At 70.8% G+C, this 20,535-nt stretch carries 17 protein-coding genes and 1 pseudogene; 6 read left to right on the plus strand and 12 right to left on the minus strand.

Translation table 11 applies throughout. The annotated features are described in order from the left end of the window. Positions 1 to 137: 137 nt before the first annotated feature. The 5 genes from ABT130_RS19175 to pgsA form a co-directional block, all read right to left on the minus strand. Entirely contained in the window at positions 138 to 1,148 is a 1,011-nt protein-coding gene (locus ABT130_RS19175) for a DUF3048 domain-containing protein (RefSeq protein WP_350956972.1), read from the minus strand. A gap of 97 nt (positions 1,149 to 1,245) precedes the next feature. Further along, entirely contained in the window at positions 1,246 to 1,785 is a 540-nt protein-coding gene (locus ABT130_RS19180) for a LemA family protein (RefSeq protein WP_350927264.1), read from the minus strand. Continuing rightward, positions 1,782 to 2,951: a glycosyltransferase family 4 protein gene (locus tag ABT130_RS19185; protein ID WP_350927262.1), complete on the minus strand. Its 1,170-nt coding sequence runs from the start codon at positions 2,949 to 2,951 to the stop codon at positions 1,782 to 1,784. The genes ABT130_RS19180 and ABT130_RS19185 overlap by 4 nt, the downstream gene beginning before the upstream one ends. After that, positions 2,948 to 3,862, minus strand: coding sequence for a phosphatidylinositol mannoside acyltransferase (locus tag ABT130_RS19190; RefSeq protein ID WP_350956974.1), 915 nt, complete (start codon positions 3,860 to 3,862; stop codon positions 2,948 to 2,950). Before ABT130_RS19190 ends, ABT130_RS19185 begins: the two co-directional genes overlap by 4 nt. Before the next feature lie 11 nt (positions 3,863 to 3,873). Continuing rightward, the gene (gene pgsA / locus ABT130_RS19195; protein WP_350927259.1) at positions 3,874 to 4,491 is read right to left on the minus strand and encodes a phosphatidylinositol phosphate synthase; all 618 of its coding nucleotides are present in this window, start codon (positions 4,489 to 4,491) and stop codon (positions 3,874 to 3,876) included. Between the two features lie 276 nt (positions 4,492 to 4,767). On the opposite strand from pgsA, the gene ABT130_RS19200 reads away from it, so the two are divergent. The 3 genes from ABT130_RS19200 (at position 4,768) to ABT130_RS19210 (ending at position 10,969) form a co-directional block, all read left to right on the plus strand. Beyond that, the gene (locus ABT130_RS19200; RefSeq protein WP_350956976.1) at positions 4,768 to 6,900 is read left to right on the plus strand and encodes an elongation factor G-like protein EF-G2; all 2,133 of its coding nucleotides are present in this window, start codon (positions 4,768 to 4,770) and stop codon (positions 6,898 to 6,900) included. A gap of 159 nt (positions 6,901 to 7,059) precedes the next feature. Continuing rightward, positions 7,060 to 8,646, plus strand: a complete 1,587-nt coding sequence (locus tag ABT130_RS19205; RefSeq protein ID WP_350956978.1) for a glycoside hydrolase family 10-like protein — start codon at positions 7,060 to 7,062, stop codon at positions 8,644 to 8,646. A gap of 208 nt (positions 8,647 to 8,854) precedes the next feature. Beyond that, positions 8,855 to 10,969 (plus strand): hypothetical protein, encoded by a 2,115-nt coding sequence (locus tag ABT130_RS19210; RefSeq protein WP_350956979.1) that lies wholly within the window; start codon positions 8,855 to 8,857, stop codon positions 10,967 to 10,969. Here ABT130_RS19210 and ABT130_RS19215 read toward each other — a convergent pair. Further along, positions 10,912 to 11,463, minus strand: a complete 552-nt coding sequence (locus ABT130_RS19215; RefSeq protein WP_350927251.1) for an HIT family protein — start codon at positions 11,461 to 11,463, stop codon at positions 10,912 to 10,914. The two genes, ABT130_RS19210 and ABT130_RS19215, sit on opposite strands and share 58 nt — an antisense overlap. Positions 11,464 to 11,646: 183 nt before the next feature. Here ABT130_RS19215 and ABT130_RS19220 point away from each other — a divergent pair, with 183 nt between their 5' ends. Beyond that, on the plus strand, positions 11,647 to 12,312 hold the full coding sequence (locus tag ABT130_RS19220; protein WP_350927249.1) for an Asp23/Gls24 family envelope stress response protein: 666 nt from the start codon (positions 11,647 to 11,649) through the stop codon (positions 12,310 to 12,312). A gap of 104 nt (positions 12,313 to 12,416) precedes the next feature. Here ABT130_RS19220 and thrS read toward each other — a convergent pair whose 3' ends face one another. Beyond that, complete coding sequence (gene thrS / locus ABT130_RS19225; RefSeq protein WP_350956981.1) at positions 12,417 to 14,384, minus strand: threonine--tRNA ligase; 1,968 nt, start codon at positions 14,382 to 14,384, stop codon at positions 12,417 to 12,419. 68 nt (positions 14,385 to 14,452) lie between these two features. Next, positions 14,453 to 15,058 carry a glycoside hydrolase family 25 protein gene (locus ABT130_RS19230; protein WP_350927245.1) on the minus strand — a complete coding sequence of 202 codons (606 nt, stop codon included), beginning with the start codon at positions 15,056 to 15,058 and terminating at the stop codon, positions 14,453 to 14,455. Between the two features lie 93 nt (positions 15,059 to 15,151). On the opposite strand from ABT130_RS19230, the gene dapD reads away from it, so the two are divergent. Then, positions 15,152 to 16,129, plus strand: coding sequence for a 2,3,4,5-tetrahydropyridine-2,6-dicarboxylate N-succinyltransferase (gene dapD, locus ABT130_RS19235; protein ID WP_350927243.1), 978 nt, complete (start codon positions 15,152 to 15,154; stop codon positions 16,127 to 16,129). Positions 16,130 to 16,303: 174 nt separating this feature from the next. Further along, a complete protein-coding gene (locus ABT130_RS19240; protein ID WP_350956983.1) occupies positions 16,304 to 16,918 on the plus strand; it encodes a phosphatase PAP2 family protein in 615 nt (204 codons plus the stop codon). 25 nt (positions 16,919 to 16,943) lie between these two features. Here the strand turns inward: ABT130_RS19240 and ABT130_RS19245 are convergent, their stop codons facing one another. The 4 genes and pseudogenes from ABT130_RS19245 to ABT130_RS19260 form a co-directional block, all read right to left on the minus strand. Beyond that, complete coding sequence (locus ABT130_RS19245; RefSeq protein WP_350956985.1) at positions 16,944 to 17,840, minus strand: LLM class F420-dependent oxidoreductase; 897 nt, start codon at positions 17,838 to 17,840, stop codon at positions 16,944 to 16,946. Positions 17,841 to 17,937: 97 nt separating this feature from the next. Next, complete coding sequence (locus ABT130_RS19250; RefSeq protein ID WP_350927237.1) at positions 17,938 to 18,600, minus strand: potassium channel family protein; 663 nt, start codon at positions 18,598 to 18,600, stop codon at positions 17,938 to 17,940. Between the two features lie 133 nt (positions 18,601 to 18,733). Further along, a complete protein-coding gene (recQ, locus tag ABT130_RS19255) occupies positions 18,734 to 20,425 on the minus strand; it encodes a DNA helicase RecQ (protein ID WP_350956987.1) in 1,692 nt (563 codons plus the stop codon). Between the two features lie 16 nt (positions 20,426 to 20,441). Then, positions 20,442 to 20,535 (minus strand): annotated as a pseudogene (locus ABT130_RS19260) (proteasome activator); the annotation flags it as partial.

A 20,535-nucleotide genomic window follows, 5' to 3' on the forward strand; every position in this document is an offset into this window, starting at 1 on the left:
CACGACGGCTGCGGATCACGGGCCGCCCGCGCTGGACGGCCACTACGCTTCCATCGTAGGCGCTGGGCAGGATGCCCCCTACACGCCGTCTTGTCGTTCTTAGAAGATCCTCTTGAACATGATGTAGGACTTGCGCGTCAGGGAATGACGGGTTTGGCGGAGGCCAGTGCGATCCAGACCTGACCGGGGGCGAAGTTCATCGGCTCCCCCGCCTCCGTGGTGAAGACGGTGCCGTCCTTCTCCGTCTCCCGTGACCAGCGGGCCTTGAACGCCTGCCCGTCGCGGAGCACGATCGCCCTGCCCTTGCCCGTGCTGTGCACCAGCGGCGTGTAGCTCTGGTTCTTGTCGTGAAACTCCGAGCGCTCCGTCTTGGTGTACTGCACGACGATCGTGGGCGCGCCGAGCTGGCCGCCCTCGGCCGCCATGTCCTTCTTGCCGTCCTGCCAGATCAGCCACTTGCCCGCCGCCGGCGACCAGGCGAAGGTGAAACGGGCCGCCGGGTACTTCACGCTGTACGCCTTCCGCGGCACGCCGCCCTCGGGGGCGTCGCCGAAGGTGAATCCGATGTCCTTGGCCCTGCTCGCCTTGGGCGCCTCGCTCAGCAGCTGCCTGGTGTTGGCGAACAGGTTGTAGGGGGCGAAGCGTCCTTCCTGGCGGAAGTAGGCGCCCGGCGCCCGGCTGTCGGAGACGTCGAACAGCGGCGCCTCGGCGATGAAGGGGAGCATCTTGGTCTGCGCGCCCGAGTAGGCGAAGGCGGGCCTGCCGAACTGCGGGACGATGTGCAGGTCGGAGATGCGGGCGCTGCGGACCGGGCCGATCTTGGCCGGGATCTTCGAGGAGAAGATCGCCATCAGCCGGGTCAGGCCCGCCTCGACCTGCTCGATGTAGACGATGTCCGCGCTTTTGAGGCCGAGCTGCGGCTTGCCCGCCGAGGTGTTCTCGATCTTCGCCGCGAGCACCGGCCTGCGGGCCGCGCCCGGCAGGCCGGTGAAGGGGTGCGTCGGCTCGGGCGTGGGGGTCGGCTCCGCGCTCGGCTCACCGGCCACCGGATTGCCCGCCGACGCGGGCTTGTCGGAGGAACAGGCCGCGACCGGCGCGAGAACCGCGACTCCCGCCAGCGTGACGGCGATCATCCGAGAAACCCGCACGATTCATCTCCTCAAGTCAGCCACTTAGCCACTCGGCCACGAACCGCCAAGAGCCTACCGGTGTCCGACTTGTCAGTTACTCCAGTTTATGTGCGGCTTATTCGGCGGCCAGGGCCTTCGGCGGCGCATCGTCGATCTCGAAGAAGCCCGGATACTCGGTGTACCCGGCCAGCCGCAGCGTGCGGGCCAGCCAGCGGCGTTGCGCCGCGCGGGTCACGCCCACCGCGTTGTTGTAGAACCGGCGGGAGTAGAGGACCTTGGCCACCGCGGCCCCCAACTCCTCCAGCAGGTCGGAACCTGCCGGAGTGTCGGCCAGCCGGTCACGGAAGCGCTCCTGGTCGACGACGGCTCGCAGGGTGCGCGACAGGTCGCTCTCGGCGTGCTCACGCTCCTCGGGACCCGCCGTACGGGCCTCGTGGGCGGCCGCGGCCAGCACCAGGCTCGTCGCCGGGTCCAGCAGCCGGGAGGCGGCCAGCTCCAGGCTGACGGCGGTCCGCCGCACCAGGGCGGCGTCCAGGGACTCACGGGCCAGCTCCAGCCGGATGTGCAGCCGGTCGAGCCTGCCCGCCCGCCAGGAGATGTAGACGGCGCAGAGCACCACGATCGCGCCCACCACCAGGATCAGCGTGGTCGTCACAGCGTGTCGTTCCCCTCGGCCCAGGCCCTGCTCGCCACCGTGCCCTCGGCGTCCTCCTCGACCCCGGCCGTACTCGCCACCGTCTCGTAGACCCGCAGGACGTCACGGGCGACCGTCGACCAGTCGTACTTCCGCACGGCGGCGCGGGCCTCCTGCGACAGCTTGGCCCGGCGCACGGGGTCGTCGAGCAGCTCGGCGGCCCGGCGGGCGAGCGAGGTGGCGTCGCCCGTCTCGAACAGCGCTCCCGCCTGGCCGTCGTCGAGCACCTTGCGGAAGGCCGGGATGTCGCTCGCCAGGATCGCCGCGCCGGCCGACATCGCCTCGGTCAGCACGATGCCGAAGCTCTCACCCCCCAGGTTGGGCGCGCAGAAGACGTCGACCGTGTGGTAGGCACGCACCTTGTCCTCCTCGCTGACCATGCCGAGCAGGCCGATCCGGTCGTGGAGGGCGGCCGGGACGCGCTCCAGCACCTCGGCGGCGTCACCCGGCCCGGCCAGGAGCAGGCGCAGCGCCGGCCGCTCGGCGGCCAGCAGGACGAACGCCTCCAGCAGCACCGGCAGGCCCTTGCGCGGCTCGTCCATCCTGCCGAGAAAGCCGATCACCTCGCCCTCGTCCCAGCCGGGCAGCGGCTCGCCCTCGGCGTAGCGGCCGACCGTCACCCCGTTGGGGATGAGCACGGCGTCGCCGCCCATGAACTCGACCAGGGTCTTCCTGGCCGCGTCGGACACGGCGATCCGGCCGGTGATCTTCTCCAGCGCGCTCATCAGCACCGAGGCCGTGACCGAGAAGGACCGGGAGTTACCGTACGAGGCGTGGAAGGTGGCCACGATCGGCCCCCTGGCCACCCAGCAGGCGAGCAGTCCCAGCGAGGGGATGGCCGGTTCGTGCACGTGCAGCACGTCGAAGGCGCCCTCGCGCACCCAGCGGCGCACCCGGTTCGCCGACAGGAACCCGAACGACAGCCTGGCCACCGACCCGTTGAAGGGCACCGGAATCGCGCGGCCCGCCGAGGTCACGTACGGGGGCAGCGGGGCGTTGTCCGCGGCGGGGGCGATCACCGAGACGTGGTGGCCCTCCTCCATGAGCGCCTCCGCGAGATCGCGGATGTGCACCTGGACTCCGCCCGGCACGTCCCAGGTGTAGGGGCAGACGATGCCGATCCTCATCCCCTGGGCTCCAGGTCCTCGAGCCAGAGGCGCTGGAGCATGTGCCAGTCCTCGGGGTGCTCGGCGATGCCCTTCTCGAAGACGCCCGCGAGGCTCTGCGTGACGACGGCCACCTTCTCCTTCCTGGTGCCCTCGGCCGGGACCGCGATCTCCTCGTGGAACTGCAGGCCCCAGCCGGTCCCCTGGAAGTAGGGGATCGTCGGGATGAGGGCGGCCCCGGTGTGCACGGCCAGCAGGCCGGGGCCGGCGGGCATCCGCGTGGCCGAGCCGAAGAACTGCACCTCGACACCGTTCGCGGTCAGGTCGCGTTCGGCGGGCAGGGCGACCGGGAGCCCGGCGCGCAGGCGCTGCGCCAGGGTACCGAAGGTGTGACCGTCACCACCGGTGAGCGGCAGCACCTCCATGCCCAGCCCCTCGCGGAAGGCGGTGTAGCGATGGAACAGCGACTCGGGTTTGAGCCGCTCGGCGACCGTGGTGAAGGGATGTCCCGTCCCGGCGAACCAGGCGCCCGCCTGGTCCCAGTTGCCCATGTGCGGCAGGGCGAGGACCACGCCGCGCCCCGCGGTGAGGTTGTCGTAGACGGGCTCCGCCCCGATCACCTGCATCCGGGAGACGAGTTCGGCGACGGGGATCGAGGGCAGCCGGAAAACCTCGTGGAAGTAGCGGAAGTAGGAGCGCATGCCGTCGCGGCTGAGCTCCCGGATCGCCGGGTCGCCCGGCGAGGTGCCCTTGACCCTGGCGAGGTTGGCCTCCAGCCTGAGCACCGACTTTCCCCGGTGCCTCCACAGCCGGTCGGCGGCGGCGCGAAAGGCCCAGGCGGTGAGCCGCTCGGGCAGGCGGGGCACGATCGTCCATCCGGCGCCGAACGCGGCCGCGACGAGACGGTCCTGGGGGGAGGGCTTGTCTGTCATCGATTTTCCGATCAGCGGAGGGGCCGGGGCGAGGTGGAGACGGCCTGCCGGCGCACGTGCAGCAGGCGCTGGCCGACCGTGACCGCGCTGGCCGCGGCGAGCAGCCAGAGCCCCGCGGCCAGGATGTACGGCACACCGAGGCCGCCGAGTCCGGCCGAGACCAGACCCACCACCAGGCGCTCCGGCCGCTCGGCGAGACCGACGTCGCACGTCATGCCCAGTGCCTCCGCCCTGGCCTTGACGTAGGACACCACCGCTCCGGCGACGAGGCAGAACAGCGCGACCCCCGCCAGCGTCCGCTGATCGCTCACGATGAACCAGAACACCAGCCCGGAGAAGATTCCCGCGTCGCCGACCCTGTCGAGCGTGGAGTCGAGGAAGGCGCCCCAGGTGCTCCCCGCGCCCGTCATCCTGGCCATGACCCCGTCGAGGAGGTCGGCCAGCACGAAGAAGGTGATCACCATCGTGCCCACGAACAGCTGGCCCCTGGGGTAGAAGAACAGCGCGGCGGCGACGGTGCCGAGCGTGCCCACCGCGGTGACCACGTTGGGGCTGATCCCGCGGCGGGTGAGTGCCCTGCCCAGCGGGGTCAAGACTCGGGTGACGGCGGGGCGCAGAAGTTTCAGCATCGCGCTCCGATCGTAGGCCACCCGGCCTGCGAGCGCGCATCGGCGAGCCGTGTGACAAGGCGTTGCCGTCGCGGCGGGGGCTCTCCGGAGGAGGCTCGGACACCTAGCGATCAGACTTCCCGCTCGCAATAGGATCGCCCCACCCCTCTTGTGATATTCGCCACATGGGTATTTGGTGAACACACCGCGTCCATGCGGTGTATGGACGCGGCAGCGGATCGGCGGGGGTGTGGCCCCACCAGGCCGCGCCCCTTCGGCAACGACGCGGGAGGCGATGTGGCGGAGAGAGCAACCGGCGGAACAGCGGGAGCCGCGGGGAGGGCACCCACGGTCGATCAGCCGGACAAGATAAGAAACGTCGTGCTGGTCGGCCATTCCGGTGCCGGGAAGACAACGCTCGTGGAGGCGTTGCTGGCCGCGACCAAGACCATCCAGCGGCCCGGCCGGGTCGAGGACGGCACGACGGCCAGCGACTTCGACGAGGTCGAGGTACGCCAGCAGCGCTCGGTGAATCTCACCGTGGCCCCCGTGATCCACAACGACATCAAGATCAACCTGCTGGACACGCCCGGCTACGCCGACTTCGCCGGCGACCTGCGCGCCGGGTTGCGCGCGGCCGACGCGGCGCTGTTCGTCGTCTCGGCCGTCGAGGGCGTGGACGGCCTGACCAGGATGCTCTGGGAGGAGTGCGCGGCGGTCGGGATGCCCCGCGCGGTCGTGATCACCAAGATCGACCACCAGCGGGCGAACTTCGAGGACGTCCTCGCCGCCTGCCAGGAGGCCTTCGGCGACGGCGTCTCGCCGCTGTACCTACCGGTGGTGACCAACGGCAGGGTGAACGGCCTGATCGGGCTGCTGAGCCAGAAGTTCTACAACTACGCGACCGGCACCAGGACGGAGAACTCCCCGGGCCCGGCCTACGCCGACCAGATCGAGATCTACCGGGGCACCCTGATCGAGGGCATCATCCAGGAGAGCGAGGACGAGTCCCTGATGGACCGTTACCTCTCCGGCGAGGAGATCGACACCAAGGCCCTCATCGGGGACCTGGAGAAGGCCGTCGCGCGCGGCGGCTTCTACCCGGTGCTGGCCGCGGGGACCGGCGTGGGCGCGCTGGAGGTCCTGGAGCTCATCACCCAGGGCTTCCCATCGCCACCCGAGCACCCGATGCCGGAGATCACCTCGATCGACGGCCGGCCCGTCGCCGGCATCACCTGTGACCCCGACGGGCCGCTGGTCGCGGAGATCGTCAAGACGACCAGCGATCCGTACGTGGGCCGGATCAGCCTGGTGCGGGTCTTCTCCGGCACGCTGCGCCCCGACATGACGGTGCACGTCTCGGGGCACGGCCTGGCCGACCGCGGGCATGAGGACCACGACGTGGACGAGCGCATCGGGGCGCTCTCCTCGCCGCTGGGCAAGCTCCAGCGGACGACCGCCAAGTGCGTGGCCGGGGACATCGCGGCGGTGGCCAAACTGTCGCGCGCGGAGACCGGCGACACCCTGTCGGACCGGGAGAACCCGCTGCTGATGAAGGCCTGGACGATGCCGGAGCCGCTGCTGCCGGTGGCGATCCAGCCCAAGTCCAAGGCGGATGACGACAAGCTGAGCCAGGCGCTGCAGCGGCTGGTCGCCGAGGACCCGACACTCCGGCTGGAGCACAACCCCGAGACCCGCCAGCTCGTGCTGTGGTGTATGGGCGAGGCCCACACCGACGTGCTGCTGGAGCGGCTGAGCAGGCGGCACGGTGTGGAGGTGGAGAGGATCGAGCTGCGGGTGCCGCTCAGGGAGACCTTCGGCGGCCGCTGCCAGGCCCTGGGCCGCAACGTCAAGCAGACCGGCGGCCACGGCCAGTTCGCCGTCTGCCACCTGGAGGTCGAGCCCCTGCCGTCCGGCGGCGGCTTCGAGTTCGTGGACAAGATCGTCGGCGGCGTGGTGCCGCGCCAGTTCATCCCCTCGGTGGAGAAGGGCGTACGCACCCAGATGCAGCGCGGGGTCCTCGCCGGCTACCCCATGGTGGACGTGCGGGTGACGCTGTACGACGGCAAGGCCCACTCGGTCGACTCCTCCGACATGGCCTTCCAGATCGCCGGGGCGCTCGCGCTGAAGGAGGCCGCGACCAAGGTGCCCACGCTGCTGCTCGAACCTGTCGACGAGGTGTCCGTGCTGGTCTCCGACGAGCACGTGGGCGCGGTGATGTCCGACCTGTCCTCGCGCAGGGGCCGCGTGCTCGGCACGGAGCCGGTGGGGGTGGGACGTACCCTGGTCAGGGCCGAGGTGCCCGAGCTGGAGATCACCCGGTACTCCATCGACCTGAGATCCATGTCACACGGCACGGGGACGTTCCAGCGGGTCTTCCTGCGCTACGAGCCGCTTCCGTCACATCTGGTGGAGAAGGTCACCGGCTGATCGGGCGATGAGGCGTGTGCCCGGTGGCAGGTCGCCACCAGGTGGACACACCCCATCGGACACACGCCTCCCAGCACGCACTCGCATAACAAAGTCATCACGAAACGATTTCTTTTTTCCGGCCAGAGCACACCGGTCCAGGTGCCAGACTTGGGAACCATGCGAAACGGACGCCCTCTTCTGGCCGCTGCCGCCCTCGCCGTTCTGACCACGGGTGCCGCATACACCTTCGGCCCCGACACCGCGCCGGCCCGGCCCAAGGGCGCCAAGAGCTCGGCGGTCTCGGCCGAAACGGCGGGAGCGACGACCTCCACCTCGGCACAGTGCCCGGTGGATGTGAGATACCCCAAGCGGCAGTTGCGCGGGGTGTGGATCGCCACGGTCAAGAACATCGACTGGCCCTCGCGGACCGGTCTGTCCGCCGCCCGGCAGCAGGCGGAGTACGTCAGGATCCTCGACAACGCGGTCAAGCGGCGGTTCAACGCGGTGTTCGTCCAGGTCCGCCCGGCCTCCGACGCGCTGTACAGGTCGAACCTGGAGCCGTGGTCGCAGTATCTGACCGGCACCGCGGGCAAGGACCCCGGCTGGGACCCGCTGCCCTTCCTCATCGCCGAGGCCCATCGGCGCGGCCTGGAGTTCCACGCGTGGTTCAACCCCTACCGCGCCTCCCCCGACGGCGACCTGTCCAGGCTGCCCGCGAACCACCCCGCCCGGGTCCACCCCGAGTGGATCGTCAAGCACGGCGGCCAGGCCTACTACAACCCCGGCCTGCCCGCGGTCCGCGACCACGTCACCAAGGTCGTCAAGGACGTGGTGACCCGCTACGACGTCGACGGGGTCCACTTCGACGACTACTTCTACCCCTATCCCTCCGGGAACGCGAGGTTCGCCGACGACGCCGCCTTCGCCAAGTACGGCAAGGGCGCCAAGCTCGCCGACTGGCGCCGCGCCAACGTCAACAAACTGATCGCGCAGGTCGACAGGGCGGTGCACGAGATCAGGAACAGCGTGAAGTTCGGCGTCAGCCCGTTCGGGATCTGGCGCAACAAGTCCGAGGATCCCACCGGCTCGGCCACCGGCGGCATGTCGGCCTACGACTCCATCTACGCCGACGCCCGCCACTGGATCCGCAAGGGCACCGTCGACTACGTCATACCGCAGCTCTACTGGCCGCGCGGCTTCAAGGCCGCCGACTACGACGTGCTGATGCCCTGGTGGGCGAACGAGGTCAAGGGCACCGACGTGCACCTCTACATCGGCCAGGCCCTGTACCGGGTCGGCGCCACCGACACCCCCGCCTGGACCAGGCCCGGCGAGTTGCCCTCCCACCTCACTCAGAACCGCAAGAACAAGCAGGTCTCCGGCGACGTCTACTTCAGCGCCAAGCAGCTGTCCACCGACCCTCTGGGCGTGCTGGACCGCATCGTCAAGAGCCACTACCCGCGCCCGGCGCTGCTGCCGCTGATCAAGGACCGCGGCGGGCAGGCCCCGGCCAAGCCCGCGGACCTGCGACTCCAGGGCACCTCGCTCAGCTGGAAGAGCTCCCCGGAGGCCCGCTCGTACGCGGTCTACCGGATCGCCTCCGGCAAGCCAGGCGAGTGCGCCACCGCCGACGCCCGCAACCTGGTCGCGGTCGTGCCCGCGGTGGACGGCGACCGCCAGACCTTCACCACGACGGGCGGCGGCACCTACCTGGTCACCGCCCTGGACCGCCTGCAGAACGAGAGCGCCCCCACCGGGAGCTGACCGGACACGCCCACGCCCTCTCGGACACGCGTCCGTGCGGGCGTGGGCGCGCCGTGGGACGGGCAGGGCGCGGCGGTGAGTGCCCGGGTACCCCGCGGCCTGCCTCCGGACTCGCCGCGCCCCCGGCCACCCCCGGATTCGCTGGACCCGTGACACGATCTTCCCCTACGGTGCGAGCACCTGGCAGAAGCTAAAGGGGAGGTCGTCGGTGAAGCGGACGCTTTTCGCGTTTGCGCTGGTCCTGGGATTGCTGTGGCCAGGTGTCGCGCAGTCCGCCACGCGGGTGGACGGACGGGTGGTGCTGATCGGCATTCCTGGCCTGCAGTGGAGCGACCTCAGCCCCGGCGGCACCCCGAATCTGTGGCGGCTGGCCACGCAGAGCGCGATCGGCTCGCTGTCGGTCCGCGCGGTGGGCCGGGTGACCTGTCCCTATGACGGCTGGCTGACGATCTCGGCCGGGGTGAGGTCCGCGGTCGGCTACGGCTGCGGGCTCCCCCCGCTGCCCGAGGCCGACAAGACGGGTGCCGTCATCCCCGGCTACGGATACCTGCGCGACGTCGCCGGGCAGCGTAACGCGGGCGCCCTCGGCGAGGCCGTGCACGCCGCCGGGGAGTGCACGCTGGCGATCGGCCCGGGAGCCGCGCTGGCACTGGCCGACAGATCGGGCAGGGTCGACGTGTACGCTCCCTCCCCCGCGCAGATCCGCTCGGACGTGCTCACCAGGTGCCGTGTGATCGCCGTCGACGTCGACGATCTGATCAGGCCCTACATCACCGGCGGACGGCTGCCCAAGGTCGAGGAGCGGCTCACCCCGCAGCAGCGGGCGGCGGCGCTGCGCCTGGCCGACGCCAAGGCCGGAGCGGTGCTGAGCGTGCTGCCCAAGGATGCGCGCGTGCTGCTGGCGGGCCTGTCCGACCACGGCGCCGACCCGCACCTTCGGGTTGCCATGATGCGCGACGGAGACCTCTCCGGCCGCTTCCTGGGAGCGGCCTCCACCCACCGCGACGACATCACGATCCTGCCGGACGTCACCGCGACGCTGCTCTCCCTGACCGGCGTCGAGGCACCACCGGGCATGGTCGGGCTCCCCTGGCAGGCGAGCGAGAGGCGGACCGGCACCACCGAGGCCGCACGGGCCGACCTGGAGAGGGCCGACGTGGCCGGGCAGACGATCAGGAACGTGGGCGGCGTCTTCTTCACCTCGGTCGCCGTGCTGCAGGTCGCCTTCTACCTGACCGCGTTCCTGCTGTTGCGCCGCGGGCGCGGGCTGAGGCGCATGCGCGTGGCCGCGGTGGCACTGGCCTCGGTGCCCGCCTCGACGTACCTGGTGAACCTCACCCCCTGGCAGGACGCGCGCACGCCGCTGCTCGCACTGGTCGGCGGGATCGCCGGATGCACCCTGCTGCTGGCCACGCTGGCGCTGGCGGGGCCATGGCGGCGCGCACCGCTCGGACCACCGGCGGTGGTGGCGGGGGTGACCGCGGCGGTGCTCGCGGGCGACCTGCTGACCGGGACGACCCTGCAGCTCAACAGCGTGATGGGCTACAGCGCCGTGGTCGGGGCCCGCTACTACGGCCTGGGCAACATCCCGTTCGCGCTCTTCGCCACCTCGGTGCTGCTGCTGACCGCCACGATCGCGCACCGGCTGACGCGCGGAGGCCACACGGGTGCGGCGGTCACCGCCGTGGCGGTGCTGGGCGGCTTCGCGATGATCCTGGGCGGCTGGCCGGGCGTGGGCAGCGACTTCGGCGGCGTGATCGCGTTCGTACCGGGGATCGCGGTGACCGCGCTGCTGATCGCGGGCAGGCGGGTCTCGATCGTCAAGCTGGGCGCGTTCTGCGTGGCGGGCGGCGTCACCGTGATGGGCATCGCCTACCTCGACTACCTGCGCCCGCCTGCTTTCCAGACGCACCTGGGGCGCTTCGTCGGCCAGGTGCTCACCGGCGAGGCCACCGAGGTGATCGGCCGCAAGCTCGGCGCGATGCTGGGCACGCTGCTCAGCCCCAACCTGATGCCGGTCGTGATCGCCGCGACGGCGTTCCTCGTCTACGCGCTGCTACGGCCGGAGCAGGCGACCGCTGGGGTGCTGCCCGCCGCGTTCGCGCACTCCCCCGCGCTGCGGGCCGGGTTGATCGGCACCCTGGTCAGCGGGGTGATCGGCATGCTGGTCAACGACTCGGGTGCCGCGGTGCTCTCCATGGCACTGGCGCTCGCCGTGCCGCTGACCCTGTCGGTGGGCTTCAGGACCTTGGGCGGAGCCTCGCGCTACGACGAGGCGGGCCAGGAGCCGGCGAGCAGTTCCCTTGTGTCACGCAGCAGCTGAGGAAGCACCCTGGTCTGGCCGACGACGGGCATGAAGTTGGTGTCGCCGCCCCAGCGGGGCACCACGTGCTGGTGAAGGTGGGCGGCGATCCCGGCGCCCGCCACACCGCCCAGGTTCATGCCCACGTTGAAACCCTGCGCGCCGCTGGCCTTGCGCAGGGCGACCAGCGCCCGTTTGGTGAAGTCGGCGAGCTCGGTGGTCTCGGTCTCGTCCAGGTCCGCGTAGTCCGGCACGTGGCGGTAGGGGCAGACCATCAGATGGCCGGAGTTGTACGGGTAGAGGTTGAGCAGCGCGAAGACCGCGTCACCCCGGGCGACGATCAGGCCGTCCTCGTCGCTCATCTGGGGGATCTCGCAGAACGGGCAGCCGTCCTCGGGGCCCGAACCCGTCGGTTTGCTGGCCCCCTTGATGTAGGCCATCCGGTGCGGAGTCCAGAGTCTCTGGAACGCGTCCGGTGTTCCCGCTCCGTACTGCGCCTCCGGCTCGTTGCTCATGGTCGCCAGCATATTGCCAAGCCGATTCCCTCGGTCTGGCGCCTCCCCCGCCGGGGCACCGGAACCGGCCGGTATCCGGCGGCCGGACGGGATCCCGATCTATATCTCACCGTATTAACGGACGAATGCCGCAAATTTCCGGCAGAATCCCCCAGCAAGACCACCGACAGCCGAGGAGTACCCATGACCGACGTCTCCGTCGAGGAGCCGACCGAGGAGACCGTGTCTCCCGCCGAGACCGGCGGCAGGCCCACCCGCCCGTTCTCCCTCAGCCTGTCCCTGTCCGCCGACACGGAGCCGCCGGCATCCTCCACGAGCGAGCCCGTCCTGGCGGTGGTCGAGACGATCATCCCGGCACCGGACGAGGTGCCCTCCCCTTCCCCCGCCGTGACGGCGACCGTGTCTCCCGTCTCTCCGCTGACTCCCCCGGCCCCGGTCACCCCGGTGTCCTCGGCCGTGGTGAAGGGCCGGATCAAGGTGGCGGACGAGGTGGTGGAGAAGGTCGCGGCCCTCGCCACCCTTGAGGTCACGGGCGTCGCCGAGTTGGGAGGCGAAACCGCCCACGCGGTGGAGCCGGTGCGTGAGCGGGCCGGCATCGGTGCCAGGCGCGGCCCCCGGGGCGTCAGCGCCCATGTGCAGGACCGTACGGCCGCGGTGGACGTGTCGATCGTGGCGGAGTACGGGCACGTGGTGATGGACGTGGCCAACGAGGTGAAGACCAACGTGGCCCGGACCATCAGCCGGATGCTCGGCATGCGGGTCGTCGAGGTCAACGTCGACGTGGAGGACGTCCGCCTGCCGGGCGAGATCCGGCCCGAGGCACCCGCCGAGCCCGCGAAGCACGACTAGGGACGCCTGACGGGGCCTGGTCCCCGTGTGGGGGCCAGGCCCCGCCAAAGGAACGGGTCCGGCCCCCCGAGGGGAAGCCGGACCCGGAACGCCTCGGAGAAGGCTCAGACCTGGAGACGGCGCTCGATCGCGTCGACGATCTCGGTGATCGCCTCGTCGACCGGGACCCCGTTCTTCTGCTCGCCGTTGCGGAAGCGGAAGGAGACAGCACCTCCTGCGATGTCGTCGTCGCCCGCCAGGAGCATGAAGGGCACCTTGGACTTCTGCGCGTTGCGGATCTTCTTCTGCATCCGGTCGTCGGAGGCGTCGACCTCGATCCTGATGCCCCGCTCACGAGCCTTCTTGGCGACGTCCTGAAGGTAGGGCACGTGTGCCTCGGCGATCGGGATGCCGACCACCTGAACCGGCGCGAGCCAGGGGGGGAACGCGCCCGCGTAGTGCTCGACCAGGACGCCGAAGAAGCGCTCGATCGAGCCGAACAGCGCCCGGTGGATCATGACGGGCTGCTGCCGGGAGCCGTCGGTCGACTGGTACTCCAGCTCGAAGAGCTGCGGCAGGTTGAAGTCGAGCTGGATCGTCGACATCTGCCAGCTCCGGCCGATCGCGTCACGGGCCTGGACGGAGATCTTCGGCCCGTAGAACGCCGCGCCCCCCGGGTCGAGGACCAGCTCCAGGCCCTCCGACACGGCGACCTCGCGCAGGGTCTCGGTCGCCTCCTCCCAGTCCTCGTCGCTGCCGACGAACTTGACCGGGTCCTTGGTCGACAGCTCCAGGTAGAAGTCGTCGAGGCCGTAGTCACGGAGCAGGTCGAGCACGAAACGGAGCAGCGACTTGAGCTCGTCGCGCATCTGCTCGCGGGTGCAGTAGATGTGCGCGTCATCCTGGGTGAGGCCGCGTACCCGGGTCAGGCCGTGCACCACGCCGGACTTCTCGTAGCGGTAGACCGTGCCGAACTCGAACAGCCGCAGCGGCAGCTCACGGTAGGAGCGCCCGCGGGACCTGAAGATCAGGTTGTGCATCGGGCAGTTCATCGGCTTGAGGTAGTACTTGGCGCCCTCCAGCTCCATGGGAGGGAACATGCCGTCGGCGTACCAGTCCAGGTGGCCCGAGGTCTCGTACAGGTTCTGCTTGGTGATGTGCGGGGTGTTGACGAAGGAGTACCCGGCCTCCTCGTGCTTCTTGCGCGAGTAATCCTCCATCGCGCGGCGGATCGCGCCGCCCTTGGGGTGGAAGACCGGCAGGCCGGAGCCCAGCTCGTCGGGGAAGGAGAACAGGTCGAGCTCGGCGCCCAGCTTGCGGTGATCCCGCTTCTCGGCCTCCTCCAGCAGGTGGAGGTACTCGTCCTGCTTCTCGCGCGACTCCCAGGCGGTGCCGTAGATCCGCTGGAGCTGCGGGTTCTTCTCGCTGCCCCGCCAGTAGGCGCCGCCGGTGCGCATCAGCTTGAACGCCGGGATGGACCGGGTGGTCGGCACATGGGGGCCGCGGCACAGGTCCTTCCAGCACAGCTCGCCGGTCTTGGGGTCGAGGTTGTCGTAGATGGTGAGCTCGGCACCGCCCACCTCGACGCTCTCCTCGTCGGCGGCCCCGCCCTTGAGGCCGATCAGCTCCAGCTTGTACGGCTCGGCGGCGAGTTCCTCGGCCGCCTGGTCGTCGGAGACGGGCCTGCGGGAGAAGAGCTGGCCCTGCTTGACGATCTCGCGCATGCGCTTCTCGATGCGCTTGAGGTCGTCGGGAGTGAAGGGGTTCTTGACGTCGAAGTCGTAGTAGAAACCGTTCTCGACCGGCGGGCCGATGCCCAGCCTGGCCTCGGGGAAGATCTCCTGAACGGCCTGGGCCATGACGTGCGCGGTGGAGTGGCGGACGATGGCGCGCCCGTCGGGGCTGGCCGCCTCGACCGGCTCGATCACGTCGCCCTCGGCCACCGGGGCCGCGAGGTCCCTCAGCTCGCCGCCCACGCGGGCGGCGACCACGGAGCGGCCGTCCGCCTCCAGCGCCTCCCCGTACGTCGTGCCTCCCGCCACCACACGCGCGGCTCCGGCGAGGGTGATACGAAGTTCTGGCACGGCCGACACGGTTGCTCCCTGGGAGACGTCGATGGATGGTCTGAAACCGATGCTACCGGTGTCGGCAACGCGATTTCTCAGGCGTCGCGGCTCCGGCGGTAGCCCAGCGAGGTCAGCTCGGCCCGGGTCCCGCGAAAGACGTTGCGATCCAGCGGCTTGTGCGAGTGCTGGTGAATGGTCCACCTCCGCCACGGGCTGGGCACCTGTGGCCTGCCCCGGGGCGCGTCGGGCGCGGCGATCCACAGCGGGTAGGTCTCCAGCCCGGCGCAGTTGCCGCTCTGCGCGAACGCCTGGAACGTGTAGACCACCGGCTTCACCCCGGCCAGCGCGATGATCGCCTGACACCAGCTGCGGGCGAACCGCGCCACCCTGGCGGCGGGCAGGTGGTCGTTGGTCTCCAGGTCGAGGGCGAGCAGATCTCCCCTGCGCAGCCCTCCGGCCCGCTGCACGATCTTCAGGAAGTGCACCGCCTGCACCTCGGGGTCGCCCGCGGGGCGGGCGAAGTGGTAGGCGCCGCAGACGATCCAGCTCTCGCGCATGCCGTTCCAGTTGGTGCCGAACCACTTGTCGGTGAAGGTGCTCCCCTCGCTCGCCTTGGCGAAGGCGAAGGAGACCCCGCCCTTCGCCTGCGCGCCCCAGTTGACGGCGCCCTGCCAGTTCGACACGTCGATCCCCCGCAGCATGGCGGCCACGCTAACCGGTGGGCACCGCGGGCACACGCCCGACGCTCCCTCGGCATACTGCCGTTGCGACCGCTTTGGCTAGGCTTGGTCGGTGTGAACGCAGCAGCTCAGATCTCCGGCGCGTACGCGACCGGCATCGCGACCATAACTTCCGGCGGGACCGTGCTCGACACGTGGTTCCCGTCCCCGCAGCTGGGCGAGCCCTCCGCTCCGGGCACCAGGCGGCTGAGCGCGCAGGAGGCCGCCCAGGAGCTCGGCTCCGAGGTCGCCGCGCTGCTCGGCGTGGACGAGGACCGCGGCGTGGAGGTGGTCGCGGTGCGGACTCAGATCACCAAGCTGTCAGAGGCCCCGGCCGACACCTACGACGTCTACCTGCGCCTGCACCTGCTGTCGGCACGCCTCGTCCAGCCGCACGGCCTGAACCTGGACGGGGTATTCGGCCTGCTCGCCAACGTGGTGTGGACCAACCACGGCCCGTGCGCCGTCGAGGGCTTCGAGCGGGTACGGCTCCGCCTGCGCGCCCGCGGTCAGGTGACCGTCTACGGCGTGGACAAGTTCCCCAGGATGGTCGACTACGTGGTGCCCGGCGGCGTCCGGATCGCCGAGGCCGACCGGGTCCGTCTCGGCGCGCACCTGGCGAGCGGCACGACCGTGATGCACGAGGGTTTCGTCAACTTCAACGCCGGGACGCTCGGCGGCTCCATGGTCGAGGGCCGTATCTCGGCGGGCGTCGTCGTGGGCGACGGCTCCGACGTCGGCGGCGGCGCCTCGATCATGGGCACCCTGTCCGGCGGCGGCAAGCAGGTCATCTCCATCGGGCAGCGCTGCCTGCTGGGCGCCAACAGCGGCATCGGCATCTCCCTCGGTGACGACTGCGTCGTGGAGGCGGGCCTCTACGTCACCGCCGGGACCAAGGTGGCCCTGCCCGAGGGGCAGGTGGTCAAGGCGGCCGAGCTCTCCGGCGCCTCCGGCCTGCTGTTCCGCCGCAACTCCACCTCGGGAGCCGTCGAGGTCGTGCCCCGCCAGGGGACGGGCGTGGAGCTCAACAGCATCCTGCACGCCAACGACTGATCACCGGCACGCCGCCGCACTCACGGGGCGTGCCGGAGGCCGTGGGGCCCGCGGATGCTCGTCCCCCGGTCTCCCGGCTGGCAGGGTGGCCTTCACGGACCTCACCCCGATGCGGGCGCCTCCGGCCTCCTGCCCGGATCTCGGGGCCGAGGGCCTGGCGCTGGAAGGATGCAGATGACCGGTCAGGAGATGGCGGACGACGGGAGCGGCGCGACGGCGGCGGCCCGGTGGGTGACGGGGCTGTTCGCGCCGCAGGTGCTGGTCATCGGGCTGCCCCCGGTCGTCGGCCTGGTGGCCGACGGGTGGCGGGGCGGGGCATGGGGCCTGGTGGCCTCAGCCCTGTGCGGCGGCATTCCCGCCCTGGTGATCCTGGCCGGGGTCCGCTCCGGACGCCTGGACTCCCACCATCTGGTCGACCGGGCGAGCCGGACCAGGCCGTTGCTGGTGGCGGTCGCGGCGGTGGTCGTCGCGCTGGTGCTGCTGATCTCCCTCGGCGCGCCGCGTCTGCTGGTGGCCACGGTCACCGCGATGCTGGCCGCGCTCGCGGTGACGGTCCCGATCACTCTCAAGTGGAAGATCTCCTTCCACGCGGCCGTGTCCGCGGGCACCGTGGTGGTGCTGGCCCACGTGCTGCCCGCGGCGCCCACCCTGGTCGTGGGCGCGCTGGTGGTGGCGACGGTGTGCTGGGCGCGGGTCCGGCTCAGCCACCACACCCCCGCCCAGGTCGCCGCCGGTGCCGTGACCGGTGCCGGCACGGCCTGGGCGTCCCTGAGCGCCTTCGGCGTCTGAGCGGGGCGGGTGCGGGGGCGACGCGTCAGAGAAGGCTCTTGAGGAACTCCCTCGTCCGGGTGCCGGGAGAGTACTCGGCGGCGACGAAGTCGGTGACCCCCGCCTTGGCGAGCGCCTCGATCCGCGCCGACACCTCGTCCTCGTCTCCGACGATCGCCACGTCGGCCGGGCCCGCGGCCCCCTCCCGATCCAGCATCGCCCGGTAGGACGGCAGCTGGCCGTAGATCTCGAACCGCTCCGCGGCCAGCGCCCTGGCCGCCTCGGCGTCGTCGGTGACGCAGATGGGCAGCGCGCACACGATCCTCGGCTCGGGGCGCCCCGCGGCCCGCGCGGCCTCGGTGACGGCGGGCGCCACATGCTCGGCCACGGTCCTGGGACCGGTCATCCACAGCACGGTGCCGTCGGCCATCTCCCCGGCCAGCCTGAGCATCCTGGGGGCCAGCGCGGCGATGAGCACGGGCATGTCCCTCGGTCCCGGTGTGCTCAGCCCGAGCTGTCCGGTGAGGGTCTCCCCCTGGAAGGACGCGTTCTCCCCGCGTACCAGCGGCATCAGGATCGACAGGTACTCGCGCATGTGCCGGGCGGGCCGCTCGAAGCCGATGCCGTACATGCTCTCGATCACCAGCTGGTGCGAGAGCCCGATGCCGAGCGTGAGCCGCCCGTCGAGGGCGGCGTTGACCGTGAGCGCCTGCTGGGCGAGGGCCGCCGGGTGGCGCGGGTAGGTCGGGACGACGGCGGTGCCGAGTTCGATCCCGGGCACCTGGTTTCCGGCCACGGCGAGCGCGGTCAGCGCGTCGAGGCCGAAGATGTGGGACATCCAGGCGGAGGAGAAGCCGTCGTCGGCCGCGCGGGCGATGCGCTCCCGCAGCTTGCCGAGCACGTCCGGCTCTTTGGGTTCGTTGAGCAACAGTCCGAATCGCATCGCTACCGAACTCCGTTCTAGTGGTTCCGCCCAGTGTAGATCGACGACGGCGACCACACACGGATGTACCGGCACGCGGGCCACGTGGCGGAGGCGGTCACGGGAGTTCGGTGAACCGCTCCACCTGCTCTATCTTGCCCGCGATGACGATCACGTCGCCGTAGCTCAGCACCGTTCCGGAGTCGGCGTAGGTGAACTCGTCGTACTGGCCCTTGACGCAGACCACCGTCACGCCGTACTTGCGCCGCAGGTTGGACTCGCCCAGGGGCACGCCGACGTACTCGCGGGGCGGCCGGGTCTTGACCACCGCGTAGTCGCCGTCCACCTCCATGTAGTCGAGCATCCGTCCGTTGAGCAGGTGGGCCAGCCGCTCCCCCATGTCGTGCTCGGGGAGGATCACGTGGTGGGCGCCGACCCGCTCCAGGATGCGGCCGTGCTCGCGGCTGATCGCCTTGGCCCAGACGTCCTCGATCTCCAGTTCGACGAGCAGGGAGGTGGTGAGGATGCTGGACTCCAGGTCGGTGCCGATGGCGACCACCGCCCGGTAGAAGTCGGGCACTCCGATCTGGCGCAGCGCCTCGATGTCCGTGGAGTCGGCGACGACGACATGGGTGAGCTTCCCCGCCAGGCTCTGCACCACCTTGGGGCGGCTGTCGATGGCCAGCACCTCGGTTCCCCGCCGGGAGAGCTCGAGTGCGAGGGAACCGCCGAAGCGGCCGAGCCCGACGACCACCACGGGGTCGTTCCTTCTGTCAGGCACCGATCGTCCTCTTTCGGGAGTCCGCAGCCGCGGGGGGCCGTCAACGCGAGGAGCCCGGAGGTGGACGACAGCCTCCAGGCCCCTACCTGCGTGCCATTGGGGCGCTGAGGCCCGGATTCTGCCCGATTCTACCTCAGGGGAAGGCCAGGAGACCTTCCTCGCTTCCCGTGGAATCGGGGCCGGAGCCGGTGCCGGCGAGGGTGTCGAGGACCTGCTGGCCGTACTTGGCCAGCTTGTTCTCCCCGACCCCGCTCACCGTGCCCAGCTCGGCCAGGGACGAGGGGGACCGGGTCGCGATCTCGCGCAGGGTCGCGTCATGGAAGATCACGTACGCGGGCACCCCCTGCTCCTTCGCGGTGGCTCCGCGCCAGGCGCGGAGCAGCTCGAACACCGGCACCGCCTCCTCGGGCAGCTCGACGGGCTCGGCCCGGCGCGAGGAGGAGGTCTTCGCGGCCTTGGCGGGCCGGGCCGCCATCGTAGGCTCGCGCCGCAGCGGGACCTGGCGCCGGCGCCCCAGCACCTCCGCGCTCGCCTCGGTCAGCACCAGCGTGCCGTAGTCCCCCTCGACGGCCAGCAGCCCCTGCGCCAGCAGCTGGCGCACCACGCCACGCCACTCGGCCTCGCCCAGCTCCGTGCCGATGCCGAACACCGTCAGGCCGTCGTGGTCGTGCTGGATGACCTTGGCCGTCTTCTTCCCGAGCAGGATGTCGATGATCTGGCCCGCGCCGAACTTCTGGCGGCGCTCGCGCATCAGCCGGAACACCGTCGACAGGACCTTCTGCGCGGCGACCGTGCCGTCCCAGGACTCGGGCGGCGACAGGCAGGTGTCACAGTTGCCGCAGGCGGCGGCCTGCTGGCCGAAGTAGGCGAGCAGCAGCACGCGGCGGCACTCGACCGCCTCGCACAGGGCGAGCATGGCGTCCAGGTGGGTGGCCAGGCGGCGACGGTGGGCGTCGTCACCCTCCGAGGTGTCGATCATCTTGCGCTGCTGCACGACGTCCTGAAGGCCGTAGGCGAGCCAGGCGGTGGAGGGCAGGCCGTCGCGCCCCGCCCTGCCGGTCTCCTGGTAGTAACCCTCGATGGACTTGGGCAGGTCGAGGTGGGCGACGAACCGCACGTCGGGCTTGTCGATGCCCATGCCGAACGCGATCGTGGCGACCATGACGAGGCCGTCCTCGCGCAGGAAGCGTGCCTGGTTAGCGGCGCGGGTGCGGGCGTCGAGGCCCGCGTGGTAGGGCAGCGCCTGGATACCGTTCTCCACCAGGAACTCGGCGATCTTCTCGACCGAGTTGCGCGACAGGCAGTAGACGATGCCCGCGTCCCCGGCGTGCTCGGTGCGGAGCAGGTCGAGCAGCTGCCGCTTCGGCTCGTTCTTGGGAGCGATGCGGTACTGGATGTTGGGCCGGTCGAAGCTCGCCACGAAGTGGCGGGCCCCCTCCAGGCTGAGCCTGGAGGCGATCTCGGCGTGGGTGGCCCTGGTGGCCGTGGCGGTCAGCGCGACGCGCGGCACGTCGGGCCAGCGCTCGTGCAGCGCGGACAGGGCGAGGTAGTCGGGCCGGAAGTCGTGCCCCCACTGGGCCACGCAGTGCGCCTCGTCGATGGCGAACAGCGAGATCGTCCCGCTGTCGAGCAGGCGCAGCGTCGCGTCGACCCGCAGCCGCTCCGGCGCCAGGTAGAGCAGGTCCAGCTCACCGGAGAGGAAGGCCGACTCGACCTGGCGGCGCTCCTCGAACTCCTGGGTGGAGTTGAGGAACCCGGCCCGCACGCCGAGCGCCGTCAGGGCGTCGACCTGGTCCTGCATGAGCGCGATGAGCGGCGAGATCACCACCCCCGTGCCCTTCCTCAAGCCAGCCGACCAACTGGGCGTGGGCGACCCGGAGCTCCGCGTCGCTCGGCGGGGCGCCGTTGACGTCCTCGGTGAACGGCAGCGACAGC

It is taken from the genome of Streptosporangium sp. NPDC001681, from assembly GCF_040298085.1.
In the GTDB taxonomy this organism is placed as follows: domain Bacteria; phylum Actinomycetota; class Actinomycetes; order Streptosporangiales; family Streptosporangiaceae; genus Streptosporangium.

What these genes read in the sequence shown, in the direction of transcription:
- ABT130_RS19240 (WP_350956983.1), top strand. Translation starts at nt 16,304, where the DNA reads ATGACCGGTCAGGAGATGGCGGACGACGGGAGCGGCGCGACGGCGGCG.
- ABT130_RS19190 (WP_350956974.1), bottom strand. Translation starts at nt 3,862, where the DNA reads ATGACAGACAAGCCCTCCCCCCAGGACCGTCTCGTCGCGGCCGCGTTC.
- ABT130_RS19215 (WP_350927251.1), bottom strand. Translation starts at nt 11,463, where the DNA reads ATGAGCAACGAGCCGGAGGCGCAGTACGGAGCGGGAACACCGGACGCG.
- ABT130_RS19230 (WP_350927245.1), bottom strand. Translation starts at nt 15,058, where the DNA reads ATGCTGCGGGGGATCGACGTGTCGAACTGGCAGGGCGCCGTCAACTGG.
- pgsA (WP_350927259.1), bottom strand. Translation starts at nt 4,491, where the DNA reads ATGCTGAAACTTCTGCGCCCCGCCGTCACCCGAGTCTTGACCCCGCTG.
- ABT130_RS19205 (WP_350956978.1), top strand. Translation starts at nt 7,060, where the DNA reads ATGCGAAACGGACGCCCTCTTCTGGCCGCTGCCGCCCTCGCCGTTCTG.
- ABT130_RS19185 (WP_350927262.1), bottom strand. Translation starts at nt 2,951, where the DNA reads ATGAGGATCGGCATCGTCTGCCCCTACACCTGGGACGTGCCGGGCGGA.
- ABT130_RS19245 (WP_350956985.1), bottom strand. Translation starts at nt 17,840, where the DNA reads ATGCGATTCGGACTGTTGCTCAACGAACCCAAAGAGCCGGACGTGCTC.
- ABT130_RS19220 (WP_350927249.1), top strand. Translation starts at nt 11,647, where the DNA reads ATGACCGACGTCTCCGTCGAGGAGCCGACCGAGGAGACCGTGTCTCCC.